This window comes from Acrocarpospora macrocephala, assembly GCF_009687865.1.
Classification (GTDB): Bacteria; Actinomycetota; Actinomycetes; order Streptosporangiales; family Streptosporangiaceae; genus Acrocarpospora; species Acrocarpospora macrocephala.
This window is the reverse complement of sequence record NZ_BLAE01000096.1, coordinates 23,913-38,591: the sequence shown is the minus strand read 5'-3', so window position 1 is coordinate 38,591 and position 14,679 is coordinate 23,913. Positions and strand designations below refer to the sequence as shown.

The following is a 14,679-nucleotide window of genomic DNA, read 5'->3' as shown; positions in this document are numbered from 1 at the left end:
GGTACGCCCTGCTCACCAACCTGCCCCCCGATCAGGCCGACACCGCCACCGTCCTGACCCTCTACAAAGGACAGGAAGCGGTCGAACGCCGCTACTCCGCCTTCAAAGGCCCCCTGGCCGTCGCAGCCCTCTACCTGAAGAACAACCGGCGCATCGCCGCCCTGGTCACCGTCATCTGCCTGGCCCTGCTCATCTTCTCCCTCATCGAACGCCAGGTCAGACACGCGCTGGCCGAACAAGGCCAGATCAGAGTCGAGGGTTTGTATGCCGGACGACCGGCCATCCCCACCGGCAGGCTCATCCTCGACGCGCTGGCCACCATGAAGATCATCCCTGGAAACGGCCAGGACCCGCCGATCATCCCGCAACCGACGGTCCTTCAACTCCGCTTGCTCGACCTCCTCGATACCGACCCTCGGCAACTTCGCTGAAGATCACCGATGCGCGGAAAACGGGTCTAGCCGCGTCTGCCCAGGAAAGGGCGTATGGAGATACCCCCTGACCTGGGCGGACGGTCAGTACTAGTTTTCTAGGGGAGACGTCGTGATCGAGCAGGTTGAGTGGCCGACTGGGCGAGCGTGTCGGTCGACCGTTCTGGCTCAGTTCGGCGAGGCTCGGGCTGACCTGATGCGGTGGGCGTTGGCCACCGGCGACGTGCTCGCCGACGCGGTCGTTGCTCGTGCTGAGCAAGGGCATCCGGAAGGGCCTGGCGTCCCTCGACGACCCGCCTCCGGCCCTGCAACGAGGCGGCGCAGCGGCTCGATGCCGTGTTCCAGACCGTGACCGGATCGGTCACGGAGGACTCCGCACTATTGGCAGACGCGACGCTGGCATCGGTGACCTCCAGGTTGCACGAGATGCTGAAGGCCCCGCGCGGGCTGGCCCGGCCGGCGTTGAACGCGATCACCCGCCGAATCCACGGCGACAGCATGTGCCAGGACCTCAGCCAAGCGGAAGAGAGAACCTGATGCAGACGAATGGACGGTACATGGACACGTTCTACGTGAACGGGCGCTGGGTCCGCTCGCACAGTACGCAGCAGGTCGTGGTGACCAACCCGGCCACCGAGGAAAGCCTGGGCCAGGTCACGTTGGGGGACGTCACTGACGTCGAGGCAGTGGTTGACGCTGCCCGTCGGGCCGGGCCGGGCTGGGCGCGGACGCCCGTGTCCGAGCGTGCCGCGCTGCTGCGCGCGATCGCCGCTGAGCTGACCTCTTGTCATGAGGAGATCGCACAGCTGGAGACGGCGGAGGTCGGATCTCCGATCACCCTGTCTCGCCGAGCGCACGCCGGGAGCCCGATACACTTCTTCGCCTCGGCCGCCGACCTGATCGAGCAGTCCAAGCCGGACGAGACGATCCCCGGTGCGACGGTGCTGCGCGAGCCGTACGGGGTGGTCGGCGCGATCACACCGTGGAACTACCCGCTGCATCAGAGCGCGGCCAAGATCGCGCCGGCGCTGGCAGCCGGGAACACCGTCGTCTACAAGCCCAGCGAGATCACTCCGTTGGGGGCCTATGCCCTAACCGAGGCAATCGACTCGGTCGGCCTGCCGCCCGGCGTGTTCAACATGGTCATCGGCGACGGCACAACCGTCGGCGCGCGCATCGCCAGTCATCCGGACGTCGACCTCGTGTCGTTCACCGGTTCCACCCAAGCCGGCATCCAAGTCGCGACCGCGGCAGCAGCCACCGTCAAGAAGGTATCCCTGGAACTGGGCGGCAAGAGCCCCGCCGTCATCCTGCCGGACGCGCCACTGCAACCGGCCGTGCAGCAGGCACTGCGCTCGGGCTTCCTGAACTCTGGCCAGACGTGCATGGCCCTGACCCGAATCCTGGTCGACCGAGCACGCCTGGCCGAGACCGAGACGATCGTCCGTGACACGGTCGCCGGCTACGTCGTGGGCGACCCGTCCGCCCCTGGCACCGACTACGGGCCGCTCGCGTCGAAAGCCCAGCAGGAACGCGTGCAGGACTACATCCGCCGAGGACAGCAGGAAGGCCTGCGGCTGCTGACCGGCGGCCCCGATCGCCCGGCGACGCTGAGCCATGGCTACTACCTGCCGCTGACAGTCTTCTCCGACGTCCCGCCCCATTCGGCTCTCGTGACTGACGAGATCTTCGGGCCCGTGCTGGTGATCCAGCCCTACGAATCGATCCAAGAGGCCATCGACCTCGCGAACCGAACGCCCTACGGTCTGTGCGCCGGTGTGTGGGGCGCCACCCGCTCCGAAGCCGTCGAGGTGGCCCGGCAGCTTCAGGCCGGCCAGGTCTTCATCGACGGCGCCGGGTTCAACCCCGGCGTCCCGTTCGGCGGCTACAAGCGATCAGGGACCGGCCGGGAGTACGGACGATACGGACTGGAGGAATTCCAGCAGATCAAGGGGCTGGTGTTCGGCGCAGACGCCACCAGCTCCGCTTCACGCCGCTGACGAAGCAGTGCAGTCAGGTGGCCGTCACAAGGACTACCGGGCGGTGATCGACCTGGAGCCGACCGCTGCGGGCGGGACGACCATCACCTGGCGTGCACGGCCCGGGGCCGGCTGGCTGATGCCGTTCGTCCTCCCGGGCGTGATGCAGCGCATGGTCGACGACCTCGCCGCCTACGCCGCAGATACCGCGTGAGATACCCCGCCCGGTTGTGCCGTGGGTGCGCCCGGCCGACCTCAGCCTGGGATCGGCAGGTCCTGGCTGTGATCGACCTCGTTGGTCAGCCTGGTAGCAGCACCTGGACCGGATACGGCGGTCGCGGTGCTGTCCCGTTCCCTGCCTGATCTTGCTGCCTGACCAGGAGAGACTCGATGAATTCTGACGACAACGCGGGCCCCGGCGGGTCGGGTGTGTCCCGGCGAAATTTCTTGGGTGGCGGCCTCGTCGTCGCTGCGGCGGCGGCGCCGCTGCTGCTGACGGCGGCAGCGGATGCCGCGGCGGACCCTACCGCACCGGACCCTGCCGCGGCGGGTGCCGGTCTCGTGACGGTACGGGTCGTGGTCAACGGCGACCCGGTCACGGTGCGGGTCGACCCGAGGGCCACCCTGCTCGACACGCTCCGCGAACGGCTGGAGCTCAGGGGGACGAAGAAGGGATGCGACCGGGGTCAGTGCGGGGCGTGCACCGTCCATGTCGACGGTCGGCGCGTGCTGTCCTGCCTGACCCTGACTGCCGCGGCTGACGATCGTGCGGTGACCACCATCGAGGGTCTCGCCCAGGGCGACCGGCTACATCCGATGCAGGAGGCCTTCATCGACCACGACGGCTTGCAGTGCGGCTTCTGCACCCCCGGGCAGATCATGTCGGCGGTCGCCATGGTCGGTGAAGGACACGCGAGCTCCGACGACGAGATCCGCGAACGCATGTCGGGCAACATCTGCCGGTGCAGCGCTTACCCGTTCATCGTCGCAGCGATCCGCGACGCGGAGAAGGTGATGCGCTGATGCGGCCCTACACCTTCACCCAATCGCGCTCGGTGAGTGAGGCCGTCGCGGACGCCGGGGCGGACACCGCCTTCCTGGCCGGCGGCACGACCCTGGTCGACCTGATGAAGCTCGACGTGATGACCCCGGCCCGCGTCGTGGACATCAACCGGCTCCCGCTGCACGGCATCACCCTGGACCGCGACGGGCTGCACATCGGGGCGCTCGAGCGGATGAGCGACGTCGCCACCCACCGCACCGTGCGCCAGCACTATCCGATGATCGCGCAGGCGCTGGAGCTGAGCGCTTCGGCTCAGCTGTGCAACATGGCGAGCATCGGCGGGAACCTACTGCAGCGCACCCGATGCGGCTACTTCCGCGACGTCACGACCGCCTGCAACAAGCGGGAACCTGGCAGCGGCTGCTCGGCACTGACCGGGGTGAACCGCAGCCACGCGATCCTCGGCACCAGCGACGCCTGCGTGGCCACCCACCCCAGCGACCTGGCCGTCGCGCTGGTGGCGCTGAGCGCAGTGGTGCATCTGGCCTCGGCGCGGGGCACGCGCACCGTGCCGCTCGACGAGTTCTACGCCCTTCCCGGCACCACCCCCCACGTCGAGAACGTGCTGCGACCGGGTGAGCTCATCACCGGCGTCTCCGTGCCCCGCTCACCGTGGGCCGGGCACTCGGTCTATGTGAAGGTCCGCGACCGGCAGTCGTACGAGTTCGCCCTCGCCTCGGCGGCCGTCGCGCTCGAGCTGCGCGGCAGCACTGTTGCGCAGGCCAGGATCGCCGTCGGCGGGGTGGGAACCAGACCGTGGCGCCTGACGGAGGTCGAACGGGCGCTGACCGGTCGGCCCGCGACGCCGGACACGTTCGAGTCGGCGGTCGGGGGCGCCGCGGACGGCGCCCGGCCGCTGGCGCACAACGCGTTCAAGCCGGCGCTGCTGCGACGCACGCTGGTCCGGGCCCTGACGGTCCTGCAGGAGCGCCGATGAACGACCCCATGACACCGCCGACAGGGGTCGTGACGCCAGAACCGGAAGCCTTCATCAACTATCAGGAGTCACGATGACGAATTCCCCAGTCGGGCGTGAGATAGACCGCGTCGACGGCCGGCTGAAAGTCACCGGCGCCGCCCAGTACTCAGCCGACTACCCGGCCCCCGGCACGGCATACGCCCACGTCGTCACCAGCACGATCGGGAGGGGCACGATCACCAGGATCGACGCCGGGGCCGCGCTGGCCTCTCCCGGAGTCCTGCGCGTGTACGCCGCGCCGGACCCGCGCCTGAAGCTGTACCCGGTCGCACCCCAGTTTCGTGGCCTCGTCGAGAACTACGCCCCCCTGCAGGACACGGCCGTGCGCTTCCACGGACAGGTCATCGCCATGGTCGTCGCCGAGAGCGTCGAGCAGGCGCGCGACGCCGCGGCGCTGGTCACCGCGACCTACGACGCGCAGCCGCCGCGCACCTCCCTCGCGGACGAGCCCCGCGTGCCGGCCGGCCCCACGGTCAGCGGGTCGCCGAGCAACCTCACGATCCTCGCCCCCGGCGTCGAGTCGATCGACGCGGCGCTCGCCGCCAGCGACGTCGTCGTGGAGGCCGAGTTCCACCAGCCGGTGCAGCACCACGTCGCGATGGAACCCCATGCCACCCTCGCCGTCTGGGACGGCGACCGGGTGACCGTGCACGCCGGTGCGCAGATTCCGCCGGCGTACGCGCTCCTGCTGTCCCAGCGGCTCGGCGTCCTCCCGCAGGACATCCGTCTGATCTCGAAGTACGTCGGCGGCGGCTTCGGCGCCCGGGTCGTCGTGTGGAGCGACGCCCTCGTCGCCGCCGCGGCGGCCCGCGAGTTGGGCCGCCCCGTCAAGCTCGTCCTCACCCGGGAACAGATGTTCACCCTGGTCGGCCACCGCCCGCACCTCACCCAGATCGTCAGGCTGGGCGCCTCCCGCGACGGGGTCCTCAACGCCGTCAGCCACGAGAGCGACGCCGAGATGCCGGTCGTCGGCGGCTTCAACGTGACCCCGGCCCACGCCACCTCGGACACGCTCTATCGCACGCCGAACCTGCGCGTCGGCCCCCGGCAGGTCATCCTCGACCTGCCCGGCAGCCGGGCGATGCGGGCGCCCAACGAGGCCCCGGGGGCGTTCGCCCTGGAGACGGCGATGGACGAACTGGCAGTCGCCACCGGTGTCGACCCGGTCGAGCTGCGGCTGCGCAACTACGCCACCGTCAGTCCCGCCACGGGCCTGCCGTGGTCGAGCAAGCACCTCGACGAGTGCTACCGCGTCGGCGCCCGGCGTTTCGGCTGGTCCCGCCGCCACGCCACGCCCCGCGCGCGCGTCGACGGGCAGTGGCTGTTCGGCGTCGGCATGGCCACCGCCGTGTACCCGGCGACCCGCCACCCCGCGAGCGTCCGGGTCCGGCTGCTCGACGACGACACCGCGGTGGTGTCGACCGCGACCGCGGACCTGGGCACCGGCGGGTGGACCATGGTAGCGATCGCCGGCGCCGACGCCCTGGGGATCCCGCTGAAGCGGGTGACGCCCGAGATCGGTGACTCGGCGCTGCCCCAGGGCGCACCCGCTGTGGGCTCCAGCGCCACGCACTCCACCGTGCCGTTGATCGTGGGCGCCGCCCGCGAGGCGATCGCCGCGCTCAAGCAGCTCGCGGTGACCGATCCCCGGTCGCCGTGGCACGGAGCGAACGCCGAGGACCTGCGCTACGAGGAGGGCCGCCTGCGCGCGCACGGTCGCTCGATGTCCTTCGGCCGCCTGCTGACCGCCCTCGGATCGCGGGGCGTCGACGCCACCGCCTCCGGGCCCGGCGGCGCTCCCGCCGGGTACGCGTACCACAGCTTCGGCGCCCACTTCTGCGAGGTGAGGGTCAACCGGTTCACCTGCGAGACCCGCGTCACCCGGTTCACGACGGTCGCGGACGTCGGTCGCGTCATCAACGCCCGGGCCGCCCGGAGTCAGCTCGTCGGCGGCGTCATCTTCGGCATCGGGTACGCCCTGCTGGAAGAGAACCCGCTGGAACTCGACACCGGGCGCCTGGCCGGCAGCACTCTCGCCGACTACCTGGTGCCCGTGAACGCCGACATCCCCGACATCGACGTGCACCTGCTCGACCGACCCGACCCGCTCCTCATCGGGCCCCTCGGCGACGACGGCGGGGAGGTCGGGACCAGGAGCCTCGGCGCCCGCGGCCTCGGGGAGATCGGCAACGTCGGTTCGGCCGCCGCAGTCGGCAACGCCATCTTCAACGCCACCGGCATCCGAGTACGCGACGTCCCCATCACCCTCGACAAGCTGCTGTAGAGCCCGGCGGCCTGCGGCACCTGCCGAAACTCCTCGCTCTCGGGCGAGGAGAAGACCGGCGCGCCCGGCCCGCCCGAGGACGGTCACGCCGAGCGCGAGCAGCTGCTCGGTATGGATGATCACGTCTTGTTCGTCGGTCGAGCAGCGCGCGTAGGCTGTACCTCTGTCAGTTCTTCCATCATGAAATGGAGAGGTTTGACATGCGAGCCACCAATAAGCCCCGCAGGATCCTGGTCGTCATCGCCGCGCTGATCGCGGCCACAGTGACTACCGTGGCGGTATTCGCGCCCGCGCCAGCCGACGGAACCCTGGCGAAGAAGTCCCCCTACGAGCACGGAGGCTGATTTCCGGAGTTTGGTCCGTTGGCGGGAAACGGCGTGTCGTGACCGGGGACGAGAACGCCGGTCACGACGCTCCCTTCCCGCGTGGTCGCCGGTGGAGACGATGCCCAGGTTATGCCCGCCCACCCGAACCGATCGTGATCCGGGCGGTTCCGCCCCGCCCCCGGCCGACCCGACGGGACTGGCGGGCTGATCCGCCACCGTTCCAGGTCGTCCCGCACTACGACGCCACCAGTCACGCACCAGTTCGCCGCGTTGCCATGCGTCGAGCACGGGCCGTGGGAGGCGGGCCGCTAAACGGGGACACCCGTTCAGCCTAGGGGCGGCGATCACGCATCACACGCCGAACGAGGGCCGGCAGCATCGCCGCCGACCCGCGTCCAGCCGGGAGTCAGCCGAGACTGTCCCAGAAGTCGCAGTTGTGCCGCTCGTTGAGGTCGGCGGGACGGTTGCCGCCGGGCTCCAGCGACTGGACGAGCGGGACGGCCGGCCAGGAGGCGGCGGGCCTGCCGACGGCCGCGAAACGCGTCCAGTAGCGGATCATCGTGTCGGAGAGCCGCTGCTGGTCGGGCCGGAACGTCACCTTGAAGTCGTGCAGGTAGGCCAGCTCGGAGGCGTGGAAGGCGCCGAGCGGGAAGTCCTCGGGTCGCGGGAACTCGAACGGCAGCGGGGCGTCCCGGTCGGCGAACTCGTACCCGTAAACCGGCGTCCAGCGGGCCAGCACCAGGTCGTTGCGCCTGTTCGGGCAGGCGTAGCCGCGGTCGGTGATGATCGAGCCCCACGCCCCCCGCGGCGACGTCCCCGCCGGGTAGCGTTCGGCGACCAGGTCCGCCTTGTCGCCGAACGCCACGCTGAGCAGGCCCCTGTAGTCGTTCTCCGCAAGGGGCGGGAACGTCGCCGCGAAGAACGCGCCCTCGTCCCGGGTCGTCCCGGCCAGGACGGGCACCCGGTTGAACTTGCCCTCGCGCAGCGCGCGTCCGGGGTGGACGGGGAGCGTCGCAGTGCCGTACGCGGGGCTCCAGAAGACGGGCGGGTTCTGGGCGGCCAGCAGCGCGGACACCGGCAGCCCGCGCAGGCACTCCATCGCCGTGGCCGGGTCCGCGCAGCCCAGCGCGGGCGCCACGCGCGCGCCGACCCCCTCCAGGACCTCGCGCGGCTTCCAGGTGTCGTACTCGGCGCCGACGCCGGGGAAGATCACGTCGGGCACGTTCAGCTCGGTGCACGACCCGCTCTGGATCACCATCCGCTGGAACAGCCCGGCCGCCGCCGGGGAGGCGAGCTGCGCGCACATGCTGTCGCCGCCCGCCGACTCGCCGAACAGCGTCACCCTGCCGGGATCCCCGCCGAACGCCGCCGCGTTGCGGCGCACCCATCGCAGCGCCGCCTGCTGGTCCATCAGCCCGTACGTGCCGGAGTCTTTGAGTCCGGGATACCCGAAGAACCCGAACGCGCCCAGCCGGTAGTTGACCGTGACAACCACGACGTCACCCTGTACGGCCAGGCGCCGCTCGTCGTAGTCGCTGCCCGCGCCGCCGCTGAAGCCGCCGCCGTGCACCCAGACCATGACCGGCCTGAGCCCGTGCAGAGGGCGGGGAGTGGTGACGTTGAGGTAGAGGCAGTCCTCGCTGTCGCCGGCCGGGCTGCCGATCGCGGCGTTCTGCGCGCAGCGGGGGCCGGGCCGCGTCGCGTCCCGCACCCCGCGCCACGGCTCGACCGGCTGCGGCGCCCGCCACCGGAGCGCGCCGACGGGTGGCGCGGCGAAGGGGATGCCCTGGAACGTGCGGTGGTCCGCGGCGACGGTGCCGCGGACGGCGCCCGCGTCGGTCCTGACGACGCCGGTGCTGACAATGCCGGTGCTCGCCTCGGCCGGCGCGGCCATCAGCAGCCAACCGGCGACCACGGAGAGGAGGATGCTCGCCTTGAGTAATCTCATGCCCGCAATGGTCTGGCAGGCCGCCGCCCCGCAGAATCCGGCCAGGTACCCGCCGACGGTGTACCTACGTGCACCCCCGCTACTTCGTCCGCCGCTTCCAGCCCTCACGGCGAAGCAGCGCGGCGGCATCCGACATGGCTATGGAAGGCCGGACGTACGGGCATGGCGTACACGGCTTTTCGGATCGCCCACCTGTACATCGTGGACGAATCAGATGGGCACTACCGGCTGGGCACAGCATATGAAGAGGAATGACAGGCGGTGGCCACCGTGACGAAATCCCCGCCGCTGGTGGCCACCAGGCCGAGCCTGGTCAGGGAATCGGCTTGACTTCGGGGTAGCGCCTGACGGGACCGGCGAAGAGGTGTGTGGGCCGTCCCTTCAGGTGGAGATCGAAGAACGCGCTGACGTGCGCGCGCTGGGCCGCGACCGACCGGGCAGGGTTGATCGTCCCGATGAGGTCGGCGGCGGGCACCTTCTTCAGGGTGGCGGCGAGTTGCGGCAGCATCACCTGCAGGTCGGTGAACGAGCCGTGCTGTGCCCCCGCGAACCTCAGCTCGCGCTTCCAACCGGTGGAGGCGGCCCAGAAGGACTTCCAGGTGGGGTCGTTGTTCCGGGTGTGCGACTCACGCGCCAGCTGCAGGAACGGCCTGGCGACCCCGGTCCGCGCGACCGGGCCGATGAATCCGCCGTCGAGGTTGACCCCCGCGTGCACACGGCGGTCGTGGGCGAGCTGCGCGGCGACCGATCCGCCGAGGGACTGGCCGAGCACTCCGACCCGGGACAGGTTCAGGGCGCCGGGCAGCCGGGATGGCAACGGGGCGCGCTCCGCGTCGGGGTTACGGCCCCGGTTGAGGACCGAGAGCTGATCGAGGACGAATCTCATGTCGGCGAGGCGAATCGCCAAGTGTTTCCTGAGCAGCTTCTCGATGACTTCGGGTGTGAGCTTGTCGGGCAGGGGAACGGCCCGCTCGACCCGTCCGCCGGGGAACTCGACCTGGTCGGCCTCGTAGGTGTGGTCCACGCTGACGACCAGGTAGCCCCGGCTCGCCAGTTCCTCCACCAGCACGGTGCCGAGCGTGCGCGGGCCGCCGTCTCCCGGCTCGAATACGACGATCGGCAGCTTTCCCGCTCGCTGGTCGACGGGCGCTCCGACGCGGGCGTGCGTGCGGGTGGCGGCCCAGTCCACCACGCCCGACTCGATGTCCAGCGGCGGCGCCGAGCGCTTGTCCCAGTCAGCCGCCGCCCGGGACGCCATGTGCGGTGCCAGGGGAAGATTCCGGTTGTTCCCCATTGCCGGGTACCAGAGGCTCACCATGAGCTCGCGGTAGGGCCGCGATGGTTTCAGGGGGTCTGGACGGGACCGGTCGATCAGGTGCAGGGCGACCGTGCCGATCGGATGCGGCCCGGTGGGAGCCGGCAGGGTCAGCGTGACGGGCGCCTCCATGGCGGCGGCCGAGGCGGCGGGGGTGGCGGCGACGAGGACGGCGGCGATTCCCAGCCCGAGGACTGTACGGCGGCCACGGCGGGAAGGGCGGGGATCGGGTGTCGCGGTCAGCATGTGATCGGCTCCTCACGGGTCGTTCCGGATGTGCAGTTGAGGAGCCTGCCAGCGGCTCTCCGGCTCGGGCGAGCGACTGAGGGCTGACCCGGCCGTACGACTCGGGGCTGACCTGCCTGGTTCTTCATCCGGAAGGAGGACGGGGTTTCACCCGGTCGGAGGTTAGGGTGATGCAACATGACCTGGGGTGATACACGCCGATGGGCGTCGGGTATCGGGGCCTGGTTCGCCGGCCGGCCCCTGGTGCTCGACGCGCTGCTCGCGGCCCTGCTGTTCCTCGTGACCCTCGGCCCTGGCCAGGTTGTGCAGGGCGGTCCGGGGATCGTCGTCCTCCAGACGGCCCTGGTGTTGCCGCTGGTGTGGCGGCGACGGGCGCCGCTGGCGGTGTTCGGCGTGATCGCCGCGGCCGCGTTCGTCCAGTGGCTCACCGGCGTCCAGTTGCCCGCCGATGCGGCGTTGCTGGTCGCCCTCTACACTCTCGGCGCGCACTCCACCTGGCGGCGCATGCTGACTGCGGGTGCTGTGCTCGGGATTGGCATCCTGATGGCTTCCGCTCGCTGGGCGCCCGAGGGCCTGTTCCCGCTCACGGCCGTCGCGTCGGTCGCGATGGCCGCCGCCGCCGCTCTCATGGGGACCGCCATGGCGGACCGCCGGGCGTACGTCGCCTCGCTGGAGCGTGACCGCGACCAGCGGGCGCGGCTCGCGGTGGCGGAGGAGAGGGCACACATGGCCCGGGAGATGCATGACATCGTCACCCACAACCTGTCCGTCATGGTCGCCCTGGCCGACAGTGCGATCTACGTGCTGCCCGGCTCACCCGACCGGGCGGCCGCCGCTGTGGAGCAGATCTCGGGCACCGGACGGCAGGCCCTTGCCGAAATGCGACGCTCCCTGGGCGTCCTGCGGCCCGGCGAACCCGGCGCGCCGCGGCATCCGATGCCTGGCGTCGCCCAGTTGCCTGCCCTCGTCGATCGGATGCGCGCCGCAGGACTGCCGACCCGCCTGGAGGTGGCGGGCGACCCCACCCCGGTCCCCGCCGCCGCCCAGCTCACCGTTTACCGGCTGGCGCAGGAAGCCCTGACGAACGCACTCAAGCACACCTCGCCCGGCACCACGGCCGAGGTGCGGGTCCACATCTCTGCCGAGGCCGTCGCTGTGGAGGTCACCGACGACGGCCGCGCCGCGCGAGCCGCCGTGGGCTCCCCTGGTCAGGGCATAATCGGCATGCACGAGCGCGTGGCGGTGTTCGGCGGGACGCTGCGGGCCGGGCCGGTCTCGGTGGGCGGCTGGCGGGTGTCGGCGCGGCTCGATCTCGACCCCGGCCGCGCCCGGGAGGGCGCCGCGTGACGATCCGGGTCCTGCTCGCCGACGACGAGTCATTGCTGCGCATGGCATTCACCATGATCATAGAGACGCAACCCGACATGGTCGTGGCCGGAGAGGCCGCGAACGGCGCCGAGGCCGTACGGCTGGCGCGGCACCTGCGGCCCGACGTCGTCCTGATGGACGTGCGCATGCCCGGCACCGACGGCATCGAGGCGACACGGCACATCGTCAGAGACTCTCCGCCGACGCGGGTGCTCATCCTGACCACCTTCGACCTGGACGAATACGCCTTCGCCGGACTCAAGGCCGGCGCGTCCGGCTTCCTGCTGAAGAATTCACAGCCGGAGGAGTTGCTCGGGGCGATCCGGAGCGTCGCGGCGGGAGACGCCGTGGTCTCGCCGCGGATCACCCGCCGCCTGCTGGAGAAGTTCTCGCCCCAGCTCCTGAACGGCGGCGGCCTCGGGGACGACGAGCGGCTGCGGCGGCTGACGGCCCGCGAGCGCGAGGTCCTCGTCCAGGTGGCCCGTGGCCTGTCCAACACCGAGGTCGCCACCGCCCTGCACCTCGCCGAGGCGACGGTGAAGACGCACCTGGGCCGGATCCTGGCGAAGCTGGAGCTGCGGGACCGGGTGCAGGCCGTGGTGTTCGCCTACGAGAGCGGGCTCGTCCGCCCCGTCTGAGCGTCGCCGTCCTTTCGGCTCCGCAGCGGCACCCACTCGCGCGACGACCAGGTGCGGTCAGAAGGCGCGGTCAGGCCTACGGGACGCTGCTGATCGACTGCGAGACCGGCGCACCGCTCGACCTCCTCGAAGGCCGCGAGGCCCAGCCCCTTGCGGACTGGCTGGCCGCCCATCCCGGCGTCGAGGTCACCTGCCGGGACCGCTCCGGGGCGTTCGCGGACGGCGCCCGCACCGGGGCACCAGAGGCGGTCCAGGTCGCCGACCGCTTCCACCTGTGGCAGAACCGGCCAAGGTGGGGGGACCGGGGGCCCGGGGGTTGAGACTGGTAGAAGTCGATGATCTAGTGATCTGTATTCCCGCCCCGTCTCTGCTCTCCTGCTCACTCAGCGTGATCGTTTGGGGCGTAGCGGCTCCATGTCCCGCCTGCTTCGGAGGCGAGCCGGGTAGCGGTCTTGTCGTGATATCCCACAATGGGGACATGTTAGAGGATGAGATCATCGAAGCAGTTCGAGCGCTCCCGAATCTCCTGCCTCCCGCTTCACCGGAGGAGGTCATCGGACCGCCGGATCCCTCCTCGCCGATTAAGATCACGGAATTTGTGCCAGAGCCCAGCTTTCCATGACCGCTAGCATGACCTTCAGCGGAAAGAGTAGTTAACCGCTGGTGTGCGCCCTGTGTGACTGTCGGAGGCTCTCCGACGTATTTGAGAGCGACGTCCATATCGTGCACCCGGCGCCTCAGTCAGGCTTGAGCAAGACTTCAAGCAAGAGGTGAGGCGATGGCAGGATCTGCGCAGGTAGTGGTCGTGGGCGGGGGCGCGATGGGCTCCGCCGCCGCATGGCAGTTGGCCCTCCGAGGTCACGAGGTGCTGCTGCTCGAACGGTTCGAGCCCGGCCATACCAACGGGGCTTCACATGGCTCCACCCGCAACTTCAACAACGCGTATCCGGTTCTCGACTGGGTGACCCTGGTCAACGAGTCGCGCCGACACTGGGACCACCTAGCCGAGATCGCCGGCACTCCGCTGCTGGATCTCGTCGGTCTTGTCAACCACGGCTGGGTAGCGCCGCTGCAGCGCATCCATGCGACGCATCGACAGGCGGGAGTCCATAGCGAGTTCCTGGCTGCCGACGAGGCGTCTGCGCGGTGGACCGGGATGCGCTTCCGGAGTGAGGTGCTGTATGTACCCGAAGCCGGTCGCGTCCGCGCTACCGAGGCTCTGGTCGCACTCAGGCTGGCCGCAGAGGCGCTGGGCGCCGAGTTCCGCTATGGGACCCCCGTGGTCTCCATCGAGCGTGACCCGGCGGGCGGTGTGATCGTGACCACAGGCGCCGAGGAGATCGCGGCCGCCCAAGTCGTGATCACCGCGGGTGCGTGGACCTCGAAACTGGCTGCAGGACTGCTTCCTCTACCGTCGCTGAGGGTGACCCAGGAGCAGCCGGCGCACTTCGCCATCACGGATCTTGACGCGACCTGGCCGAGCTTCAATCACACTCCCGATCCCGATGAGCCGGCAGACGCCTACTGGCTAAGCGAGACCTACGGCATGCAGACCCCGGGCGAGGGCATCAAAGTCGGTTGGCACGGAGTCGGCCCCGAAACTGATCCGGATGCCCGCAGCTACGAGGACGAGCCGGTTCAGCTCTCCACGCTGCGGCGCTACGTCCGCTAGTGGCTCCCCGGTCTCGATCCCGACCGCTTCTCGACGATCAGCTGCACGTACACCTCGACCGCGTCGGAGGATTTCGTGATCGACAGGACGGGCCCGATCGCGATCGGTGCGGGATTCTCAGGCAAGGGATTCAAGTTCACCCCGTCTGTCGGGCGCATACTCGCGGACCTGGTGGACGGACTGCCGCCGCATCCGCTGTTCTCCCTGGCGGCGCACCGGGCGGCGATTGCGTGAGCGCGCGCGCCGACTACGTCAGCGTCTTCGACCTCTTCAGCATCGGGATCGGACCGTCGAGTTCTCACACAGTCGGTCCGATGCGAGCGGCCCGCGACTTCGCCCGTGCGACGACCCGCGGTCCGGTAGAGTCGGTGACGGTCGAGCTGTTCGGGTCGCTCGCCGCCACCGGTGTGGGACATGGGACGGTTCCTGC

The 14,679-nt window shown here is 70.2% G+C and carries 14 protein-coding genes and 2 pseudogenes; 14 read left to right on the top strand and 2 right to left on the bottom strand.

From position 1 onward, the window contains the following. The 8 genes from Amac_RS54235 to Amac_RS49180 form a co-directional block, all read left to right on the top strand. The coding region (locus Amac_RS54235) for a hypothetical protein (protein ID WP_218041740.1) at nt 1-431 on the top strand (431 nt) is incomplete at its 5' end. 336 nt (nt 432-767) lie between these two features. Next, nucleotides 768-968 (top strand): hypothetical protein, encoded by a 201-nt coding sequence (locus tag Amac_RS57010; protein ID WP_246269196.1) that lies wholly within the window; start codon nt 768-770, stop codon nt 966-968. Between the two features lie 20 nt (nt 969-988). Further along, on the top strand, nt 989-2,431 hold the full coding sequence (locus tag Amac_RS49205; RefSeq protein WP_246269195.1) for an aldehyde dehydrogenase family protein: 1,443 nt from the start codon (nt 989-991) through the stop codon (nt 2,429-2,431). A 43-nt stretch (nt 2,432-2,474) separates the two neighbouring features. After that, complete coding sequence (locus Amac_RS49200; RefSeq protein ID WP_155361323.1) at nt 2,475-2,624, top strand: SRPBCC family protein; 150 nt, start codon at nt 2,475-2,477, stop codon at nt 2,622-2,624. Between the two features lie 176 nt (nt 2,625-2,800). After that, the gene (locus tag Amac_RS49195; RefSeq protein WP_155361322.1) at nt 2,801-3,433 is read left to right on the top strand and encodes a (2Fe-2S)-binding protein; all 633 of its coding nucleotides are present in this window, start codon (nt 2,801-2,803) and stop codon (nt 3,431-3,433) included. Next, nucleotides 3,433-4,410 (top strand): FAD binding domain-containing protein, encoded by a 978-nt coding sequence (locus tag Amac_RS49190; RefSeq protein WP_155361321.1) that lies wholly within the window; start codon nt 3,433-3,435, stop codon nt 4,408-4,410. Before Amac_RS49195 ends, Amac_RS49190 begins: the two co-directional genes overlap by 1 nt. A 73-nt stretch (nt 4,411-4,483) precedes the next feature. After that, on the top strand, nt 4,484-6,736 hold the full coding sequence (locus tag Amac_RS49185; protein WP_155361320.1) for a xanthine dehydrogenase family protein molybdopterin-binding subunit: 2,253 nt from the start codon (nt 4,484-4,486) through the stop codon (nt 6,734-6,736). A 200-nt stretch (nt 6,737-6,936) separates the two neighbouring features. Next, complete coding sequence (locus Amac_RS49180) at nt 6,937-7,080, top strand: hypothetical protein (protein ID WP_155361319.1); 144 nt, start codon at nt 6,937-6,939, stop codon at nt 7,078-7,080. A 388-nt stretch (nt 7,081-7,468) separates the two neighbouring features. Here Amac_RS49180 and Amac_RS49175 read toward each other — a convergent pair whose 3' ends face one another. Together Amac_RS49175 and Amac_RS49170 are read right to left on the bottom strand one after the other, a co-directional pair. Beyond that, nucleotides 7,469-9,010 carry a carboxylesterase/lipase family protein gene (locus Amac_RS49175; protein WP_155361318.1) on the bottom strand — a complete coding sequence of 514 codons (1,542 nt, stop codon included), beginning with the start codon at nt 9,008-9,010 and terminating at the stop codon, nt 7,469-7,471. Nucleotides 9,011-9,323: 313 nt separating this feature from the next. After that, nucleotides 9,324-10,571 carry an alpha/beta hydrolase family protein gene (locus tag Amac_RS49170; protein WP_155361317.1) on the bottom strand — a complete coding sequence of 416 codons (1,248 nt, stop codon included), beginning with the start codon at nt 10,569-10,571 and terminating at the stop codon, nt 9,324-9,326. Between the two features lie 177 nt (nt 10,572-10,748). Between Amac_RS49170 and Amac_RS49165 the strand changes: the two genes are divergently transcribed. The 6 genes and pseudogenes from Amac_RS49165 to Amac_RS58270 all read left to right on the top strand — a co-directional run. Then, nucleotides 10,749-11,918: a sensor histidine kinase gene (locus Amac_RS49165; protein ID WP_155361316.1), complete on the top strand. Its 1,170-nt coding sequence runs from the start codon at nt 10,749-10,751 to the stop codon at nt 11,916-11,918. Then, a complete protein-coding gene (locus Amac_RS49160) occupies nt 11,915-12,577 on the top strand; it encodes a response regulator (RefSeq protein ID WP_155361315.1) in 663 nt (220 codons plus the stop codon). The genes Amac_RS49165 and Amac_RS49160 overlap by 4 nt, the downstream gene beginning before the upstream one ends. Nucleotides 12,578-12,639: 62 nt before the next feature. Continuing rightward, nucleotides 12,640-12,861, top strand: a pseudogene (locus tag Amac_RS49155) (transposase); the annotation flags it as partial. A 494-nt stretch (nt 12,862-13,355) separates the two neighbouring features. After that, nucleotides 13,356-14,249 (top strand): FAD-dependent oxidoreductase, encoded by an 894-nt coding sequence (locus Amac_RS49150; RefSeq protein ID WP_218041739.1) that lies wholly within the window; start codon nt 13,356-13,358, stop codon nt 14,247-14,249. 75 nt (nt 14,250-14,324) lie between these two features. Continuing rightward, nucleotides 14,325-14,483 (top strand): hypothetical protein, encoded by a 159-nt coding sequence (locus tag Amac_RS57005; RefSeq protein WP_246269194.1) that lies wholly within the window; start codon nt 14,325-14,327, stop codon nt 14,481-14,483. Nucleotides 14,484-14,563: 80 nt separating this feature from the next. After that, a pseudogene (locus Amac_RS58270) lies at nt 14,564-14,644 on the top strand (hypothetical protein); the annotation flags it as partial. Between the last annotated feature and the right edge of the window lie 35 nt (nt 14,645-14,679).

Bases quoted from the DNA above. Each gene is read 5' to 3' on its own strand.
- Amac_RS49205 (WP_246269195.1), top strand. From the start codon at position 989: ATGGACACGTTCTACGTGAACGGGCGCTGGGTCCGCTCGCACAGTACG.
- Amac_RS49195 (WP_155361322.1), top strand. From the start codon at position 2,801: ATGAATTCTGACGACAACGCGGGCCCCGGCGGGTCGGGTGTGTCCCGG.
- Amac_RS49190 (WP_155361321.1), top strand. From the start codon at position 3,433: ATGCGGCCCTACACCTTCACCCAATCGCGCTCGGTGAGTGAGGCCGTC.
- Amac_RS49185 (WP_155361320.1), top strand. From the start codon at position 4,484: ATGACGAATTCCCCAGTCGGGCGTGAGATAGACCGCGTCGACGGCCGG.
- Amac_RS49180 (WP_155361319.1), top strand. From the start codon at position 6,937: ATGCGAGCCACCAATAAGCCCCGCAGGATCCTGGTCGTCATCGCCGCG.
- Amac_RS49175 (WP_155361318.1), bottom strand. From the start codon at position 9,010: ATGAGATTACTCAAGGCGAGCATCCTCCTCTCCGTGGTCGCCGGTTGG.
- Amac_RS49170 (WP_155361317.1), bottom strand. From the start codon at position 10,571: ATGCTGACCGCGACACCCGATCCCCGCCCTTCCCGCCGTGGCCGCCGT.
- Amac_RS49165 (WP_155361316.1), top strand. From the start codon at position 10,749: ATGACCTGGGGTGATACACGCCGATGGGCGTCGGGTATCGGGGCCTGG.
- Amac_RS49150 (WP_218041739.1), top strand. From the start codon at position 13,356: ATGGCAGGATCTGCGCAGGTAGTGGTCGTGGGCGGGGGCGCGATGGGC.